This is a genomic window from Streptomyces sp. UG1 (assembly GCF_049974585.1).
Taxonomy (GTDB): domain Bacteria; phylum Actinomycetota; class Actinomycetes; order Streptomycetales; family Streptomycetaceae; genus Streptomyces.
The window spans coordinates 167,186-183,800 of record NZ_JBNGGG010000013.1 but is presented as its reverse complement, the minus strand read 5'-3'; the positions used below and the strand labels follow the sequence as shown (position 1 = coordinate 183,800).

At 71.7% G+C, this 16,615-nt stretch carries 14 protein-coding genes; 9 read left to right on the top strand and 5 right to left on the bottom strand.

Annotation, left to right across the window (positions count from 1 at the left end):
- The first annotated feature begins 189 nt into the window (after window positions 1–189).
- Complete coding sequence (locus ACP4J3_RS17120; protein WP_426535149.1) at window positions 190–1,224, top strand: rod shape-determining protein; 1,035 nt, start codon at window positions 190–192, stop codon at window positions 1,222–1,224.
- A gap of 25 nt (window positions 1,225–1,249) precedes the next feature.
- Here ACP4J3_RS17120 and ACP4J3_RS17115 read toward each other — a convergent pair whose 3' ends face one another.
- The 3 genes from ACP4J3_RS17115 to ACP4J3_RS17105 all read right to left on the bottom strand — a co-directional run bounded on the left by ACP4J3_RS17115 (window position 1,250) and on the right by ACP4J3_RS17105 (window position 4,673).
- Entirely contained in the window at window positions 1,250–2,608 is a 1,359-nt protein-coding gene (locus ACP4J3_RS17115) for a hypothetical protein (protein ID WP_426535147.1), read from the bottom strand.
- 130 nt (window positions 2,609–2,738) lie between these two features.
- Window positions 2,739–3,983 carry a sensor histidine kinase gene (locus ACP4J3_RS17110; RefSeq protein ID WP_426535145.1) on the bottom strand — a complete coding sequence of 415 codons (1,245 nt, stop codon included), beginning with the start codon at window positions 3,981–3,983 and terminating at the stop codon, window positions 2,739–2,741.
- A 12-nt stretch (window positions 3,984–3,995) separates the two neighbouring features.
- On the bottom strand, window positions 3,996–4,673 hold the full coding sequence (locus ACP4J3_RS17105; RefSeq protein ID WP_426535143.1) for a response regulator transcription factor: 678 nt from the start codon (window positions 4,671–4,673) through the stop codon (window positions 3,996–3,998).
- A gap of 370 nt (window positions 4,674–5,043) precedes the next feature.
- Between ACP4J3_RS17105 and ACP4J3_RS17100 the strand changes: the two genes are divergently transcribed.
- A complete protein-coding gene (locus ACP4J3_RS17100) occupies window positions 5,044–5,313 on the top strand; it encodes a DUF1876 domain-containing protein (protein WP_426535141.1) in 270 nt (89 codons plus the stop codon).
- Between the two features lie 19 nt (window positions 5,314–5,332).
- Here the strand turns inward: ACP4J3_RS17100 and ACP4J3_RS17095 are convergent, their stop codons facing one another.
- Together ACP4J3_RS17095 and ACP4J3_RS17090 are read right to left on the bottom strand one after the other, a co-directional pair.
- A complete protein-coding gene (locus ACP4J3_RS17095; RefSeq protein WP_426535139.1) occupies window positions 5,333–6,013 on the bottom strand; it encodes a response regulator in 681 nt (226 codons plus the stop codon).
- Entirely contained in the window at window positions 6,010–7,938 is a 1,929-nt protein-coding gene (locus ACP4J3_RS17090) for an ATP-binding protein (protein WP_426535137.1), read from the bottom strand. The genes ACP4J3_RS17095 and ACP4J3_RS17090 overlap by 4 nt, the downstream gene beginning before the upstream one ends.
- A 97-nt stretch (window positions 7,939–8,035) precedes the next feature.
- Between ACP4J3_RS17090 and ACP4J3_RS17085 the strand changes: the two genes are divergently transcribed.
- The 7 genes from ACP4J3_RS17085 (at window position 8,036) to ACP4J3_RS17055 (ending at window position 16,560) form a co-directional block, all read left to right on the top strand.
- Window positions 8,036–9,046: a Bug family tripartite tricarboxylate transporter substrate binding protein gene (locus ACP4J3_RS17085; protein ID WP_426535135.1), complete on the top strand. Its 1,011-nt coding sequence runs from the start codon at window positions 8,036–8,038 to the stop codon at window positions 9,044–9,046.
- Complete coding sequence (locus tag ACP4J3_RS17080; protein ID WP_426535134.1) at window positions 9,043–9,588, top strand: tripartite tricarboxylate transporter TctB family protein; 546 nt, start codon at window positions 9,043–9,045, stop codon at window positions 9,586–9,588. The genes ACP4J3_RS17085 and ACP4J3_RS17080 overlap by 4 nt, the downstream gene beginning before the upstream one ends.
- 10 nt (window positions 9,589–9,598) lie before the next feature.
- Complete coding sequence (locus tag ACP4J3_RS17075) at window positions 9,599–11,104, top strand: tripartite tricarboxylate transporter permease (RefSeq protein WP_426535133.1); 1,506 nt, start codon at window positions 9,599–9,601, stop codon at window positions 11,102–11,104.
- A 17-nt stretch (window positions 11,105–11,121) separates the two neighbouring features.
- On the top strand, window positions 11,122–11,517 hold the full coding sequence (locus ACP4J3_RS17070) for a universal stress protein (protein ID WP_426535131.1): 396 nt from the start codon (window positions 11,122–11,124) through the stop codon (window positions 11,515–11,517).
- A 2-nt stretch (window positions 11,518–11,519) separates the two neighbouring features.
- Window positions 11,520–12,668: a DUF475 domain-containing protein gene (locus tag ACP4J3_RS17065; protein ID WP_426535129.1), complete on the top strand. Its 1,149-nt coding sequence runs from the start codon at window positions 11,520–11,522 to the stop codon at window positions 12,666–12,668.
- A gap of 129 nt (window positions 12,669–12,797) precedes the next feature.
- On the top strand, window positions 12,798–14,534 hold the full coding sequence (locus ACP4J3_RS17060) for a VanW family protein (RefSeq protein WP_426535127.1): 1,737 nt from the start codon (window positions 12,798–12,800) through the stop codon (window positions 14,532–14,534).
- Between the two features lie 46 nt (window positions 14,535–14,580).
- A complete protein-coding gene (locus ACP4J3_RS17055) occupies window positions 14,581–16,560 on the top strand; it encodes an aconitate hydratase (protein ID WP_426535125.1) in 1,980 nt (659 codons plus the stop codon).
- Window positions 16,561–16,615 lie beyond the last annotated feature (55 nt).

Below are 16,615 nucleotides of genomic sequence, written 5' to 3'. Positions count from 1 at the left end.
CAGAACCCCCCATTCAGCCGCACCCCGCCCGGCCCCCTCCAGAAGGCGACGCCCTCCCGCCCGCCCGCACGATGGCCAAGGAGAGGCCGCCACGACGCGCCGGCCCGCACCCACGACCCCACACACCCAATGCGAGGCCCGCCACCCACCCGGCGGACCCATGGTCTGCGCTTTCGGGAGGACCCCCACATGCCCGCCACTCTGGAGCAGCTTCGCCGCTGCCACTTCGCCGTCGACCTGGGGGCGGCCAGGACCCGTGTCTATGTGAAGGGCTCGGGGCTCGTCGTCGACCAGCCCTCCGTCGCCGCCATGAACACCCGCACCGGCGCCCTGATCGCGGTCGGCGAGTTCGCGGAGAAGATGACCGGTCGCACCCCGGACTACATCCGTGTCGTACGGCCCGTCTCCGGCGGCACCGTCGTGGACATCGAGATGGCGCAGCGCATGCTGCGGCATCTGCTCGGCGACAAGATGCGCCGCGCCCTGCGCCGCAAGCCGTTCCTGAGGGGGGCCGTCTGCACCCCGCACAACGCCGACCCGCTCGCCCAGCGCGCGGCCATCGAGACGCTGGTGGGTCTGGGGTCCCGCCGGGTCGAGCTCGTGGACACCCTCATCGCCGCCGCCGTGGGGTGCGGGCTGCCCGTGGAGCAGCCCGAGGCCAGCATGATCATGGTGTGCGGGGCCGCCGCGACCGAGGTCGCGGTGCTGTCGCTCGGCAACATCGTCGCCGCCGAACGCGTCCGGGTCGGCGGCGAGGCCGTGGACCACGCGATCGTGCAGCATCTGCGGCACGAGCACGAGCTGATGCTGCCCAGCCAGAACGTACGGCCGCTGCAGCTCGCCCTGTCCGGCAACGGGCTCACCGCGCACGGCCCGGCCGCCACCGAGATCCACGGCCGCGACGTCTGCACCGGCCTCGCCCGTTCCGTCCTCGTCGACACCGCCGCCGTACGGGTCGCCATCCAGACCCCGCTGACCGCCGTCCTCGACAGCATCGGCAAGGTGCTCCGCGACTGCCCGCCCGACCTGGTGGCCGACCTCGCCGACCGGGGCATCATGATGGTCGGCGGCAGCGCCCTGCTCCCCGGCTTCGACGACATGCTGCGGCAGGCGACCAGCATGCCGGTGCACATCGCCGAGCGCCCCGACGTCTGCGCCGTCCAGGGGCTCGGCACCATGCTGGAGGGCAGGATCGAGCCGCTGGAGCTGGATCCGGTGACCTGAGCTCCGTCGGCCTACGACCGGGGCGTCAGGGCGTGACCTTCGCGATGTTCTCCCGCAGGCCCGGCGCCAACCGCTCCGCCCGCTCCATGTCCTTCCGGTCGGCCGCCTCCCGTGCCTCGCGCAGGCCGGCCGTGACCTCCGCGGACGCCGCCGAGCCGTCCCGCAGCCGCTCCCAGACGAGTTCGAGGGCGGTGACGTCGCCTGCGACGGCCCCCTCGGCGCCGGCTGCCGCGTCGATCCCCAACTGCCGTGCCCACATGTCGAACCGGTCCAGGTCCACCACGGGCAGCGGCTCGTGACGCAGCCGTAGATCCGAGGTGTTCTGCGCGACCCGCAGCGCGGCGCCGAGCGTCTCCTCCTCGCCCGTCGCGGCCACCGCCTCGTCGAGCGTGTCGAGGTCGCGTGTCATCTGCCGGTCCAGCAGGTCCGGTACGACGTCGGAGTCGCGGTACGCCGTCCACGCATCCCGCACCGCGCCCAGGTCGGCGTCGGTGACCTCGCCGTCCTGCACGGCCTGTGCCGCCCGGTCGAGCGCGGCCAACTTCCCTGGCAGCGGCCCCTGTTCGAGGTCCGTGGGCACCGCGATCGACACCGCCTCCAGATCGCCGTCCTCGGTCCCCGTGGCGAACTCGCCGTAGCCCGGGGCGAAGGTCTTCTCCTCGGTCGAGCCGTCCATGTGCAGCTCGCGCACGGTGATCGCGCCCTGGACCTTGCCGTACGGCCCGTCGACGGTCCGGTCGGTCTCCTTGACCGTGACCTCCTCGAAGACGACGCCGGGGAGGTTCTCCGGCCGGTAGACGTCACCCTTCTCCGGCCGCGCAGGCATGATCATCGCGGCGGGCGCCTTGTCGCGGCCCGCCTGCCAGGTGCCCTCCGTGTCCGCGACCACGCCGTCCTCGTAGTTGAAGACGTCCTCGCCGAGGTACCAGACGGAACCGTCGTCGGCCTGGGCGTACCAGTCGAGGGCGAGTTCCTTGATCCGGCCGTCGGCGTAGGCGACGTACTGCTGGGTCAGGGCCTGGACGGTCCTGCCGTCGAAGGTGATGGTCTTGCTGCCGGGCAGCGTGCTGACCTCGGTGCGGAAGACCTCGTCCTCCTCCTGGCCGCCCATGACGACCTGGTCGATCTCGCCGGTGGGGTGCAGGGAGTTGGTGATCCGGGTCGAGTGGGAGAACGTCGGCTCGGCGAGGTCGACGCGGTCGCTCTCGGGGGCGAGCGGCAGGCAGTCCTTGCCCGTCCGGCCGGTTTCCTCGTCGACGACGCGCACGCAGTCGTCGGAGGGCGCGCCCTGAGACCCGTTCGCGCTCCCGGAGCAGGCGCCGGCCATCAGCACGACCGCGCCCACGACGGCCCCCGGCCACAGGATCCTTCGGTGCGTGCTCATGGCGGCCCTCCTCGATGCCGATCGGCTGGTCCGAGAGTCCCTCACAGTCGCTGAACAGCCCCTGAACGAGCCTGAACGCGGCGTCAGAAAGCGGCGTCAGAAAGCGGCGGGGGGCGGTTCAGTACGGCGCTCACTCCTGCGCCGACGGCACCCGCACCGTGAACCGCGCCCCGCCCAGCCCCTCGCTCACCCCCGCCTCCACTCGCCCCCGATGCGCCCCCGCCACCTCCGCGACGATCGCGAGGCCCAGCCCGGCGCCGCCCTCCCCCCGCGCACGCGACTCGTCCAGCCGTATGAAACGCTCGAAGACCCGGGCCCGTTCGGCGGCCGGAACGCCGGGACCGTCGTCCTCCACCTCCAGCCGCACCCATCCGTCCCCGGCGTCCGTCAGCGCGAACGCCACCCGGGTGCGGGCGTGCCGCGCCGCGTTCTCGCCCAGGTTGCGCACCAGGCGCCGCAGCGCCTCCGCGTCGCCGCTCACCCGGGCCGCGCCCACCGCCGTGCCGTCGACGCGCAGGCCGGGCGCGGTCGAGCGCAGCCGCCGTACCTCCGCCAGGACCAGGTCGTCGAGGTCGACGGGGCGCGGTCCGCCCCGCAGCAGGGCGCTCTCGTCGGCGCGCGCGAGCAGCAGGAGGTCGTCGACCAGACGCTGCATGCGGACGGCCTCGTCGAGCACGGTGCCGGCCAGGGAACCGGTGTCGGTCCGCTCCGGGTGGGCGAGGGCGACCTCGGCGTGCTGGCGGACGGTGGCGACGGGTGAGCGCAGTTCGTGGGAGGCGTCGGAGACGAACCGGCGCTGGGCGGCCTCGGCGCGGGCCACGCGGCGCAGGGCGCGGCCGACGGCCGTCCAGGTCGCGGCGGCCGCGATGACGAGCAGGACGGGCAGGCCGACGAGCAGCAGCCAGGTGACCGTGCCGGTGGCCTCGGCGACCCCGGAGGCGTCCCGGCCGTCGAGGACGACCAGTTCGCGGTCCCCGGCCCGGGCGCCGACCGCGACCACCAGGAAGGGGTCGTCGTCGAACGGGGTGTCGACGGTGGCGCTCTCGCCAGGGCCAAGCCGGGCCAGCGCGGGCTCCCCCTCGACGTTCTCGCTGGCCGTGACGACCGTGCCGTCGGCGGCGACGACCTGGAGGAACTCCTCGTCGGGCGCGACCACGCTCGGCGCGGGCACCCCGCGGCCCGCCTCGATGACCCGGGCCACGTCCGTGGCCCGCGCCCGGGCGGCGTCCCGCACGTCGTTGCTCAGCTCCGTGCGCAGCCCGACGACGAGTGCGACGCCGGCGGCGACCAGGGCGAGAGCGATGGCGAGCACGGCGACGACCGTGGCCCGAACCCGCACGGCCCGCAGCCGGCGCTCGTCCCGCTCACTCGTCATGCGCCCCACGCCTCACCGGTCATCGGGCACCAGCCGATACCCGTGCCCCCGCAAGGTCAGCAGCGACTGCCGTCCGAAGGGCCGGTCTACCTTGTTGCGCAGTCGGCGTACGTACACCTCGACGATGTTGGGATCGCCCTCGAAGTCGTCGCCCCAGACGTGGTCGAGGATGGTCCGCTTGGACACCACCTCCCCGGCCCGCCGCAGCAGGAACTGCAACAGCGCGAACTCCCGCGCGGTGATCTCGATGTCCCGCCCGGCCCGGCTGACCGTCCGCGCCGCCGGATCGAGCCGCAGATCACCCGCGGCGAGCACGACGGGCCGCACCCGCGCCTCGCGCCGCAGCAGCGCCCGGAGCCGGGCGAGGAGTACGGCGTAGGACACGGGTTTGGTCAGGTAGTCGTCGGCGCCGGTGTCGAGGCCCTCGATCTCGTCCCACTCGCCCTCCTTGGCGGTGAGCATGAGGATCGGCGTCCAGTCGCGCTCGGCGCGCAGGGCCCGGCAGACGCGGTAGCCGTTGAGTCCCGGCAGCATGACGTCGAGGACGATCGCGTCGTAGCTGTTCTCGCGGGCCAGCCACAGCCCGTCCACGCCGTCGAGCGCCACGTCGACGGCGAAGCCCTCGGCCTCCAGCCCGTCCCGGAGCCCCGCCGCGAACCGCTCCTCGTCCTCGACGACCAGCACCCGCATGCCCTCACGCTACGTCGGCTAGGGCCCGGTGTCGGCGTGGTCAGTACGGCAGGATCCGCCCTGAGGGAGTGCGCCGGTCGATCTCGCCCCTGGTGTCGCGGGGAGCGGCGGGCCGGCGAGTGACACGCACACGAACGTGGGCCTGGCGGTTCATGGCGCCCTCCTCCTGTGACGGCTCGGTCCGTTGCGACCAGCCTTATCTCCGCAACCTTTCGGCACATCGTGCCCACGGAGGCTCTTGTCATGCCTCCGCGGCAGGAACGGACGGAAGCGGGGCTCGCGCTGGACCCCGCCCGCGAACAGGCGCACGCTCATCAGTAGGGCTCCCTCCCGGCCCCGTACGGAAGTGATCTCGACGGAAGTGATCTCGATGGAAGACAAGCAGTGGACCGTCCGGATCCACATCACCGAGGACGGCGACGACACCCGCGCCGAGGCCGTGCTGACCACCGAGGACCCGCCCGAGGACCTGATGGCCGTCACCGGCCGGGGCGTCGCCCACCGCAACCCGATCGACCGGCCCATCCCCGAGATCGGTGACGAACTCGCCGCCAGCCGCGCCCTGGAGGACCTGGCCATCCGGCTGCACGACATGGCGTCCGACGACATCGTGCAGCTCGCCGGGCCCGTCGAGACCTGACGGAACGGGCCCGGAGCGCTCAGTCGGCGACCCAGCTGTAGCGCCGCTCCGGCCGGCCGGCCTGCCCGTAGCGCAGCGACACCTCCGCCTGGCCCGTGACGCTGAAGTGCTCCAGGTAGCGGCGGGCGCTGACCCGCGAGACCCCGAGCCGGGCCGCGCACTCGGCCGAGGAGAGGCTGCCGTCGGCCGCGCGCAGCTCGCGTTCGATCAGCTCGGCGGTCTCCACGCTCATGCCCTTGGGCAGGGAGGCCGCCGTGGCGGCGGGGGCCGCGCCGCGTGCCAGTGCCCGGTCCACGTCGGACTGGCCGCTGACGACCGCCGCGTAGAGGTTGCTGCGCCGGGCCGCGTACTGCTCCAGGCGTGCCCTGAGGTCCTCCGCGTCGAAGGGCTTGAGCAGGTAGTCGACGACGCCCTGGCGCACGGCGCCCCGGACCGCCTCCGACTCGCGTGCCGCGCTGATCACCATGACGTCGCAGTCGTGCCCGGCGGTGCGCAGCCGGGGGATGATCTCCAGGCCGAACATGTCGGGGAGGTAGAGGTCGAGCAGGACCAGGTCCGGTTGCAGTTCGGCGACCGCGGTGAGCGCCTGCTCGCCGCAGTTCGCCGTGCCGATCACCCGGAACCCGGCGACGTCGTTGACGAATCCGCGGTGGATCCGCGCCACCATGAAGTCGTCCTCCACGATCAGCACATCGATCATCGGACTGTCTCCGTCGCTCGGTCGGCCGGTCGGCCGACGGACATCCGGGCGGTGAACATGGCGCCCTCCTGTGTATTGGTCACCGACACCTCACCGCCCCGGCGTTTGCACACCAGCCGGGTCAGCGCCAGGCCGATCCCCCGGTCGCCGCCCTGCGCCGCCTTGGTGGTGAACCCGTGCAGGAACACCTCCTGTGCCAGCTCGGGGGCCACGCCCGGCCCCGAGTCGCGTACGACGATCTCCACGCTGGAGGCGTCCTGGCGCAGCTCCACCTCCACCCACGCGTCGTGGCCGGCCTCGCCCGCCGCGGCCGCGTCGACCGCGTTGTCCACGAGGTTGCCGAGCACGGTCGCCACGTCCGCGGAGTCGGTCGGATCGAGCTGCTCCAGGGCGGTCCGCTCGGAGATCTTCAGCCGCACCTTGCGTTCCGAGGCGAGCGCCGACTTGGCCATGAGCAGCGCGGCGATCGCCCGGTCGCGGACCCGGCTGGTGAGGGTCAGGTCGAGCGACTCGCGGTGTCTGCGCAGGGCGCGGACGTACTTCACGACCTCGTCGTGCTCGCCGATCTGGATGAGCCCGGAGATGGTGTGGAGCTGGTTGGAGAACTCGTGAGCCTGGGCGCGCAGCAGCTCGGTGGTGCTGCGGAAGGATCCCAACTCCCGTTCCAGTTGGGCGAGTTCGGTGCGGTCGCGCAGGGTGGTCACCGAGCCGAGGCGGCGGCCGTCCTTGGTGACGTCCATCCGGTTCATCACCAGGACGCGGCCCCGCCGTACGACGACCTCGTCGCGCCGTGGCAGAGCCTGTGTCACAGCCCCGGCCGGATCAGCGCGCGGCGTCTGGTGCGTGCGATCGCAAGGCGCCGGAGCCGTCCTCGATGGGGGTGCCCCCGCGCGAGTCGAGCGAAGCTCGGTTCGAGCGTGGGGGAGGAGCCACGTGGGCGGTTCGGCAACGCGGCATGGGGGTCCCCCCGCGTGAGCGCATTCGAGCGTGGGGGAGTGCGTGCCAGACGCCGCGCGCCCGGCCGGGGCTGTGACACAGGATCTGCGGTCGCCGGGCTCGTCCTCGGGCGCCGTGCCGGCCAGGACGTCGTACAGCCGCCCCTCGATCCCCAGATCGGCCAGGCTCATCCCGACGCAATTCTCGGGCAGGTCAAGCAACTGGCGGCCGACCTCGTTGACCAGCGTCAGCCGCTGCTGCGGGTCGAGGGCCACCACGCCCTCGGCGATCCCGAACAGCATCGCCTCCCGGTGTTCGGCGAGTCCGGCGATCTCGCGCGGCTCCATGCCGAAGGTCTGCCGCTTGATCCGCCGGGCCAGCAGCCAGGAGCCGGCCACCCCGAGGACGCTGGCGACGCCGAGGTAGACCAGCAGATAGGAGGAGGCGCCCACCAGCCGCTGCCACACCGACGGCGAGGCCCGCCCGATCATCACCGTGCCGAGGTGTTCCCCGGCGTTGCCGTCCTCCGCGCTGAGCACCGGCGCCTGGGTCACCAACTCGGTGACGCCGTTCACCGGCAGCTCCCCGGACCAGCCGCGGCCCCCGGCGGCGTCCTTGCCGGAGACCGGCAGCCGCGTCCCGAGGACGGTGGGGTTGGTGGAGGCCACGATGGTGCCGTCGGGCCGGGCGACCGTGGCGGAGGTGACCCCGGATCTGTTCAGCGTGGACTGGAGCAGCGGGGCGAGCATCTCGGCGGGGGCGGGCCGCATGAGCTGGGTGCGCACCAGCGGGTTGCTCGCCGTCTCCTCGGCGAGGGCGGTGACCCGGCGCCCCTCGACGCGGTCGAAGGTCGCCTTGGACTGCGCGAGCGAGACCGCGGCGACGGCGGCCAGCACGATCACGACAATGGCGAGCTGCCATCTCAGCAGCTCACCGGCGAGCGTATGGCGTCGCTGTCTTCGGGACGGTGACCGTGACGTTATGACCACTATGAACTCAACCTTCAATGGTCACACAACCGAGACGGGGTGTCTCAGGAACCGCACAATCATGGCGCCGGATCGGCCCAAGCGAAAGAGATGAGCCATGAGAACTCGACGAGCCGCACTTGTCGGAGCTCTTGCAGCCGCGTCCATGCTCGCGGTCAGCGCCTGTGGTGCCACCGCCGACAAGGAGGAGTCCGGGAGCGGAAGCGGGGGCGGCAAGCCCGTGACCGGCCTGCGACTCATGGTCCCCAACACCCCGGGCAGCGGCTACGACCTCACCGCCCGCACCGTCTCCCAGGTCATGCAGGACACCAAGGTCGCCTCCGGCGTCCAGGTCTTCAACCTGCCCGGCGCCAGCGGCACCGTCGGCCTGCAGCGCCTGGTGAACGAAAAGGGCAACGGCAAGATGGCCATGCAGATGGGCCTGGGTGTCGTCGGAGCCTCGTACACGCAGAAGTCCAAGGCGACGCTGACCGACACCACGCCGCTCGCCAAGCTGATCGAGGAGGCCGGCGCGATCGTCGTGCCGAAGGACTCCCCGTACAAGTCGATGGACGACCTGGTCACCGCCTGGAAGAAGAACCCGAAGAAGTTCGCGGTGGGCGGCGGCTCGTCGCCGGGCGGCCCCGACCACCTGCTGCCGATGCAGCTGGCGAAGGCGGTCGGCATCAAGCCGACGGACGTCAACTACGTCTCCTACGACGGCGGCGGCGAGCTGCTCCCGGCCATCCTCGGCAACAAGATCGCCTTCGGCGCCAGCGGCTTCGGTGAGTTCCTCGACCAGGTCGAGGCCGGCCAGGTGCGCGTCCTCGCGGTCAGCAGCGAGAAGCCGATCGAGGCGCTGAAGGAGGTGCCCACCCTCAAGGACGAGGGCATCGACCTGGTCTTCACCAACTGGCGCGGCATCGTCGCCCCGCCCGGCATCACCGACGAGCAGAAGCAGACCTGGGTCGACGCGCTGACCAAGATGCACGACTCCGACGACTGGAAGGCGCAGCTCGAGAAGAACGGCTGGGTCGACGCCTTCCAGACCGGTGACGACTTCGGCACCTACCTGACCGAGCAGGACAAGGCGGTCGCCGACCTGCTGGCCGAGCTCGGGCTGGCATGAGCTCGCAGGTGAACGAGGTGAAGGACCGGACCGTGGAGGACTCCCCTCCGCCCCGTCAGGGCGGGGACCGCGCACAGTACGGCGTGTGCGCGTTCCTCGCCCTGCTGGGCACCGCCGTGATCGTGGACGCATTCGGCATCCCGCACGTCACCAGCGGCACCGACCCGGTCGGACCGCGTGCGGTGCCGCTGATCCTGGGCGCACTGCTGCTGGTGCTCGCGGTGTTCTACGCCGTGGACGTGGCCCGGGGCGGCCGCGGTGAGCCGGAGGCCGGCGAGGACGTCGACCTGTCGGGCGGCACCGACTGGCGCACGGTGACGCTGCTCATCGCGGTGTTCCTGGCGAACGCGCTGCTCATCGAGCGCCTCGGCTGGGTGATCAGCGGCGCCCTGCTCTTCTGGGGCACCGCGTTCGCGCTCGGCAACCGCCACTACATCCGCAACCTCCTGATCGCGGTGACGCTGTCCCTGACGACGTTCTACGCGTTCGCGATCGGCCTCGGCGTGAACCTTCCCGCCGGCGTCCTGCAAGGAATCCTGTGAGGCCTGGGCGATGGACAACCTGAACAACCTCATGCAGGGCTTCGCGGACGTCATGGACCCGATGAACCTGCTGCTCGCCCTGATCGGCGTCGTCGTCGGCACCGCGGTGGGCGTCCTGCCGGGCATCGGCCCGGCGATGACGGTGGCCCTGCTGCTGCCGATCACCTACGGCATGGAGCCGGTGCAGGCGTTCATCATGTTCGCCGGCATCTTCTACGGCGGCATGTACGGCGGCTCGACGACGTCGATCCTGCTGAACACCCCAGGCGAGTCCTCGTCCGTGGTGACCGCCATCGAGGGCAACAAGATGGCGAAGGCGGGCCGCGCGGCCCAGGCCCTGGCCACGGCCGCCATCGGCTCCTTCGTGGCGGGCACGATCGGCACGCTGCTGCTGGTCCTGGTCACGCCGTTCGTGGTGGACTTCGCGGTCAGCCTGGGCGCGCCCGACTACTTCGCGCTGATGCTGCTGGCGTTCATCGCGGTGACGTCGGTGCTGGGCTCGTCCCGCATCCGGGGCTTCGTGTCCCTGCTCCTGGGCCTGACCATCGGCCTGGTCGGCATCGACTCGGTGTCGGGCCAGCAGCGGCTCACCCTGGGCATACCTCAGCTGGCCGACGGCATCGACGTCGTCGTGGTCGCGGTCGGCATCTTCGCCGTCGGCGAGGCGCTGTGGGTGGCCGCGCATCTGCGCCGCAAGCCGGCCGAGGTGATCCCGGTGGGCCGCCCGTGGATGGGCCGCAGCGACTGGAAGCGGTCCTGGATGCCGTGGCTGCGCGGAACGGCGTACGGATTCCCGTTCGGCGCGCTGCCGGCCGGTGGCGCGGAGATCCCGACGTTCCTGTCGTACGCCACGGAGAAGCGGCTTTCCAAGCACTCCGAGGAGTTCGGCAAGGGCGCCATCGAGGGCGTCGCGGGACCGGAGGCCGCGAACAACGCGTCGGCGGCCGGCACCCTGGTGCCGATGCTGGCGATCGGCCTGCCCACCAACGCCACGGCGGCCGTGATGCTGGCGGCCTTCCAGTCGTACGGCATCCAGCCCGGCCCGCTGCTCTTCGAGCGCGAGGCGAGCCTGGTCTGGGTCCTGATCGCCAGCCTGTTCATCGGCAACCTGCTGCTGTTGCTGCTGAACCTGCCGCTGGCCCCGGCGTGGGCGAAGCTGCTGCAGATCCCGCGGCCGTATCTGTACGCGGGGATCCTGTTCTTCGCGTCGATGGGCGCCTACGCCGTCAACGCCCAGCCCCTGGACCTGTTCCTGCTGCTCAGCCTGGGCCTGCTCGGCTTCGCCATGCGCCGCTTCGGGCTGCCGGTCCTGCCGCTGATCGTCGGCGTGATCCTGGGCCCGCGTGCGGAGCTCCAGGGCCGGCGCTCCCTGCAGTTGTCCGGCGGTGAGCTGTCGGGGCTGCTGGGCGGCCCGGTGTCGTACACGGTCTACACGGTGGTCGCGCTGGTCCTGGTGTGGCCGCTGATCCGTCGCTTCGTCGTCAGCCCGCTGCGCGCGCGCAACGCCGCCGCCTGAGACATCTGGAGTCCGAGATGACCATCCTGGTCGGCTACGTCCCCTCACCGGAGGGGGAGGCGGCCCTGCGCGCGGCGATCGGCGAGGCCCGCCGCCGTGACGAGAAGCTGCTGGTGGTGAACACCACCCGGGGCGACGCGTATGTGGACCCGCGCTTCGCCCAGGAACCCGACCTGACCCATGTCCGCGAGGATCTCGCGGCCCTGGGCGTCGACTTCGACATCCGCCAGGTCCTCGGCGCCCGCGACGCCGGCGAGGAGATCATCGACCTGGCGGAGCAACTGGACGCCTCCCTGGTGGTGATCGGCCTCCGCCGGCGCAGCGCGGTCGGCAAGCTGATCATGGGCTCGGCGGCCCAGCAGATCCTGCTGGGCGTGAGCTGCCCGGTGCTCGCCGTGAAGGCGGAGGGCTGACGATGGTGCTGCGTACCTTCGGCTGGTCGTTCGCCGTCACGGCGGCCGGCCTGGCCTTCGCCGCGTGGCAGTGGGGCTGGGAGGCCTTCGGGATCGTCCTGATCCTCTCCATCCTGGAGATCTCCCTGTCCTTCGACAACGCGGTCGTCAACGCCGGGATCCTGAAGAAGATGAACGCCTTCTGGCAGCGCGTCTTCCTCACCCTGGGAATCCTGATCGCCGTGTTCGGCATGCGCCTGGTGTTCCCGGTCGTGATCGTCGCCATCAGCGCCAAGGTCGGGCCGATCGAAGCGGTCCAGCTCGCCCTCGACGAACCCGACCGCTACCAGGACCTGGTCACCGACGCCCACCCGGCGATCGCCGCCTTCGGCGGCATGTTCCTGCTGATGATCTTCCTGGACTTCATCCTGGAGGACCGCGACATCAAGTGGCTGACCTGGCTGGAACGCCCGCTCGCCAAGCTCGGCAAGATCGACATGCTGGCGGTCTGCCTGGCCCTCATCGCCCTGCTGGCCACCGCGCTGACCTTCGCCACGCACGCCCACGTCAGCACCGGCCACGCCGACAAGACCGCCACCGTCCTGCTCTCCGGAGTCGCCGGCCTGATCACCTACCTCGTGGTCGGCGGCCTCTCCGGCTACTTCGAGGACCGGCTGGAGGAAGAGGAGGAGCACGAACACGAGGAGGAGGAGAAGGCCAGGGCACAGGGCAAGCCGGTGTCCGCCCTCGCCCTCGCCGGGAAGGCCGCGTTCTTCCTCTTCCTCTACCTGGAGGTCCTGGACGCGTCCTTCTCCTTCGACGGCGTGATCGGCGCCTTCGCCATCACCAACCACATCTTCTGGATGGCGCTCGGCCTGGGCATCGGCGCGATGTACGTCCGCTCGCTCACCGTCTACCTGGTCCGCCAGGGCACCCTCGATGACTACGTCTACCTGGAACACGGCGCCCACTACGCCATCGGCGCCCTGGCCGCGATCCTGCTGATCACCATCCAGCACCAGATCAGCGAGATCATCACCGGCCTGATCGGCGTCGTCCTGATCGCCGCGTCCTTCCTGGCCTCGGTGCGGCGCAACAGGGCGCTGGAGGCGTCCGGGGCTTCCGGCGTCGAGGAGGTGAAACCCGAGGAGAAGGCTACGGCGCAGGCGTGATGTGAAACATACGTGGTGTGCGACATAGGTGTTTTCGCCCGGTTATGGCTAGCTGGATGTGCTTGCCTCGCGCACAGCGTCGCGTCATCCCACGCGCCGTCCACGTCGATCGCCCGCCCCGGGAGACCCATGCGCCTCCGCGTCCCCACCGCTCCAGCTCGCCGTATCACCGCACTCCCGCCCCTCGCTCTGGCCGGCGGCGCCCTCGCCGTCGGCTTCGGCGGTCTGTATCTCACCGGGCTGCTGGTCGCGGGCGGGGACATAGAGGACGGCACGACGGTGCGGGGCGTGGACATCGGGGGCCTGAGCCGCGCGGAGGCCGTCCGGAAGCTGCAGGACCGACTGGGACCGGTGAGCACCCGGGACCTCACGGTGACGGTCGGGGACCGCGAGGGCAAGGTCGATCCGCGGCAGGTCGGCATCACCTTCGACTACGACAAGACGGTGGACCGGGCCGGCCGCACCGACAGCGCCGACCCCTTCACCGCGATCGGCGGGCTCTTCAGCTCGGGCGGTCCGGTCGAGCCGGCCGTGCGGGTGGACGGGGACAAGGCCCGGGCGGGCCTGAAGAAGCTGGCCGGGTCACTGGACCGGAAGGCCCGCGAGGGAGCCGTCGACTTCGAGGACGGCCAGGTCCGCCCGATCACCCCGGTCAACGGCCACGCACTCGACACGGACGCCGCGCTCGCCCCCCTGAGCGCCGCCTTCCTCGAAGGCGACCGCGACGCCGTCACGGCCCTGCCCACCCGCGAGACCAAGCCGAAGGTCACCGAGCGTGAGCTGCGCCGGGCGGTGCGTGAGTTCGCGGAGCCGGCCATGTCGGCGCCGGTCACCCTCACCGCGGCCGACCGGCGCTTCACCATCGAGCAGCCCGTGCTGGGCGAGTACCTGACGATGCGCCCGGACGCCGCCGGCCGGCTCACCCCGAGGCTGGACGCCGAGGGCCTGCGCGCCGACCCCGAGGTGGCCCGCCCCCTGTCCGCCCTGCCCGCCAGGCCCCGCAACGCCGAGCTGCGCCTGGTCGGCAACCGGGTCGCGGTGGCCGAGGACGGCCGGGCCGGCCATGTGGTGACCGACAAGGCGCTGGGCAAGGCCGTACTGCCGCTGCTCACCCAGCGGGGCGCCGCACGCAGCGGCGAGATCGCCACGCTGGTGGCCGAGCCGCAGGTGTCCCGCGCGAACGTCCAGCGGCTGGGGCTGCGGGAGCAGATGTCGTCGTTCACCGTCAACTTCGAGCCGGCGCCCTACCGTTCGAGGAACATCGGCCGCGCGGTGGAGTTGATCAACGGTTCGGTCGTGATGCCGGGCAAGACGTGGAGCTTCAACCGGACCGTCGGCGAGCGCACCGCGGCCAACGGCTTCGTCGAGGGCGTGATCATCCTCAACGACGAGTTCACCAAGGCGCAGGGCGGCGGGGTCTCGGCCGTCGCCACCACCGTCTTCAACGCGATGTTCTTCGCCGGCGTCAAGCCCGTGGAGTACGGCGCCCACTCCTTCTACATCGAGCGCTACCCGGAGGGCCGCGAGGCGACGGTCGCCTGGGGCAGCCTGGACCTGAAGTTCAGAAACGACTCCGGCAACGCCATCTACATCCAGGCCCGGTCCACCGACTCCTCGGTCACCATCACGTTCCTCGGCACCCGCAAGTACGACGACATCGGCGCCCTCAAGGGCCCCCGTACCAACGTCAAGCAGCCGGAGCGGAAGGTGAACACGGACAAGCGGTGCGTTCCGCAGACTCCGCTGGAGGGCTTCGACGTGAGCGTGCAGCGGGTCTTCGTCAAGGACGGCGAGGTGGTGCGGCGGGAACCGTTCCGCACGCACTACGCGCCGCGGGACGAGATCGTGTGCGAGTCGCCCCGGTGACGGACCGGCTTGCCGTCCCCCGGGCCGAGCGCGCAGCCTGGGTGGTGTGACGGTCTCGCACGGCACGCTGGCGCACCGGCTCATCGCCGATCATCTGGTCGACGGTGCGATGGAGCCGGGCCGGGAGATCGGTCTGCGGATCGACCAGACCCTCACCCAGGACGCCACCGGCACGCTGGTGATGCAGGAGCTGGAGGCCCTCGGTCTGGACCGGGTCCGTACCGAGGTCAGCGTCCAGTACGTCGATCACAACCTGCTCCAGGCGGACGAGCGCAACGCCGAGGACCACGCCTTCCTGCGCTCCGCGTGCCGTCGCTTCGGCATCTGGTACTCCAAGCCCGGCAACGGCGTCTCCCACCCCACCCACATGCAGCGCTTCGGCATCCCCGGCAAGACGCTCGCCGGATCGGACTCGCACACCTGCGCCGCCGGCTCGCTCGGCATGCTCGCGCTCGGCACCGGCGGCCTGGAGGTCGCCCTCGCCATGGCCGGACGGCCCCTGCACGTGACGATGCCGGAGATCTGGGGGATCCGCCTGACCGGCCGGCTGCCGCAGTGGGTGAGCGCCAAGGACGTGATCCTCGAACTGCTGCGGCGGCACGGCGTCAAGGGCGCCGTCAACCGGATCCTGGAGTACCACGGCCCGGGCCTGGCGGGGCTGACGGCCATGGACCGGCACGTCATCGCCAACATGGGCGCCGAGCTGGGCGCCACCACCTCCGTCTTCCCCGCCGACGACGCCGTACGGCACTTCCTGCGCGCCGAGGAGCGCGAGGCCGACTTCCGTGAGCTGGCCGCCGAGCCGGACGCCGGCTACGACCTGACCGACGAGATCGACCTCTCCACCCTCGAACCCCTCATCGCCCGCCCCACCTCACCCGGCAACGTCGTCCCCGTGCGCGAGGTCGCCGGCGAACCCGTCGGGCAGGCCGTCATCGGCTCCTCCGCCAACCCCGGGCTGCGCGACTTCGCCGTCGCCGCCGGCATCGTCGCGGGCCGCCAGACCCACCCCGCCGTCAGCTTCGACATCAACCCCACCTCCCGCGAGATCCTCGCCGACCTGACGAAGACGGGCGCGACCTTCGACCTGATCGCCGCCGGGGCCCGGATCCACCAGGCCGGCTGCCTCGGCTGCATCGGCATGGGCCAGGCTCCGGCCGTGGGCCGCAACAGCCTGCGCACCTTCCCGCGCAACTTCCCCGGCCGCTCCGGCACCGAGGACGACGCGGTGTGGCTGTGCTCCCCGGAGACCGCCGCCGTCTCCGCCCTGACCGGTGCGATCACCGACCCGCGCGCGTGGGCCGCCGAGGAGAACGTGCCCTACCCTCAGCCGCGGCCGCCCGAGCACGCCTCGGTCAACCGCGCCATGTTCGAGCAGCCGCTGCCGCCCGAGGAGGCGGCCGGGGCCGAGCTGGAACGCGGCCCCAACATCTCCGCGCTGCCCGACCTCGACCCGCTGCCCGACGTGCTGGCGGGCCCGGTGCTGCTCAAGTGCGGCGACAACGTCTCCACGGACGAGATCTCCCCGGCCGGCGCGAAGGCGCTGCCGTACCGCTCGAACATCCCCAGGCTCGCCGAGTTCACCTTCACCCGGCTCGACCCCGACTACCCCCGGCGCGCCGCCGACCTGGCCACCGACGGCCGACCGGGCCGTCACTTCGTCGTCGGCGGGGAGAACTACGGCCAGGGCTCCTCCCGCGAGCACGCCGCCATCACCCCGCGCCACCTGGGGCTGCGCGCCGTCGTCGCCAAGTCCTACGCCCGCATCCACTGGCAGAACCTGACCAACTTCGGCGTCCTGCCGCTGGAGTTCGACGACCCGGCCGACTACGACCGCGTCGAGCCCGGCGACCGGCTGCGGCTCGAGAACCTGCACACCGCGCTGGCCCCCGGCGCCGAGCCCCGCCTGCGGCTGCGCAACACCACCAGGAACGAGACGTACACGGTCCGCCACCACCTCTCCGACGGCCGCCGGCGCACCGTACTCGCCGGAGGCACGATCGCGGCCCTCGCCCGCGACGGCTGACCGCGGATTGCCGCGGGCCAATGGTGGAACTCGGCAGTCATGCCACTCCCGCACC

What these genes read in the sequence shown, in the direction of transcription:
- ACP4J3_RS17120 (WP_426535149.1), top strand. Translation starts at nt 190, where the DNA reads ATGCCCGCCACTCTGGAGCAGCTTCGCCGCTGCCACTTCGCCGTCGAC.
- ACP4J3_RS17115 (WP_426535147.1), bottom strand. Translation starts at nt 2,608, where the DNA reads ATGAGCACGCACCGAAGGATCCTGTGGCCGGGGGCCGTCGTGGGCGCG.
- ACP4J3_RS17110 (WP_426535145.1), bottom strand. Translation starts at nt 3,983, where the DNA reads ATGACGAGTGAGCGGGACGAGCGCCGGCTGCGGGCCGTGCGGGTTCGG.
- ACP4J3_RS17105 (WP_426535143.1), bottom strand. Translation starts at nt 4,673, where the DNA reads ATGCGGGTGCTGGTCGTCGAGGACGAGGAGCGGTTCGCGGCGGGGCTC.
- ACP4J3_RS17100 (WP_426535141.1), top strand. Translation starts at nt 5,044, where the DNA reads ATGGAAGACAAGCAGTGGACCGTCCGGATCCACATCACCGAGGACGGC.
- ACP4J3_RS17095 (WP_426535139.1), bottom strand. Translation starts at nt 6,013, where the DNA reads ATGATCGATGTGCTGATCGTGGAGGACGACTTCATGGTGGCGCGGATC.
- ACP4J3_RS17085 (WP_426535135.1), top strand. Translation starts at nt 8,036, where the DNA reads ATGAGAACTCGACGAGCCGCACTTGTCGGAGCTCTTGCAGCCGCGTCC.
- ACP4J3_RS17080 (WP_426535134.1), top strand. Translation starts at nt 9,043, where the DNA reads ATGAGCTCGCAGGTGAACGAGGTGAAGGACCGGACCGTGGAGGACTCC.
- ACP4J3_RS17075 (WP_426535133.1), top strand. Translation starts at nt 9,599, where the DNA reads ATGGACAACCTGAACAACCTCATGCAGGGCTTCGCGGACGTCATGGAC.
- ACP4J3_RS17070 (WP_426535131.1), top strand. Translation starts at nt 11,122, where the DNA reads ATGACCATCCTGGTCGGCTACGTCCCCTCACCGGAGGGGGAGGCGGCC.
- ACP4J3_RS17065 (WP_426535129.1), top strand. Translation starts at nt 11,520, where the DNA reads ATGGTGCTGCGTACCTTCGGCTGGTCGTTCGCCGTCACGGCGGCCGGC.
- ACP4J3_RS17060 (WP_426535127.1), top strand. Translation starts at nt 12,798, where the DNA reads ATGCGCCTCCGCGTCCCCACCGCTCCAGCTCGCCGTATCACCGCACTC.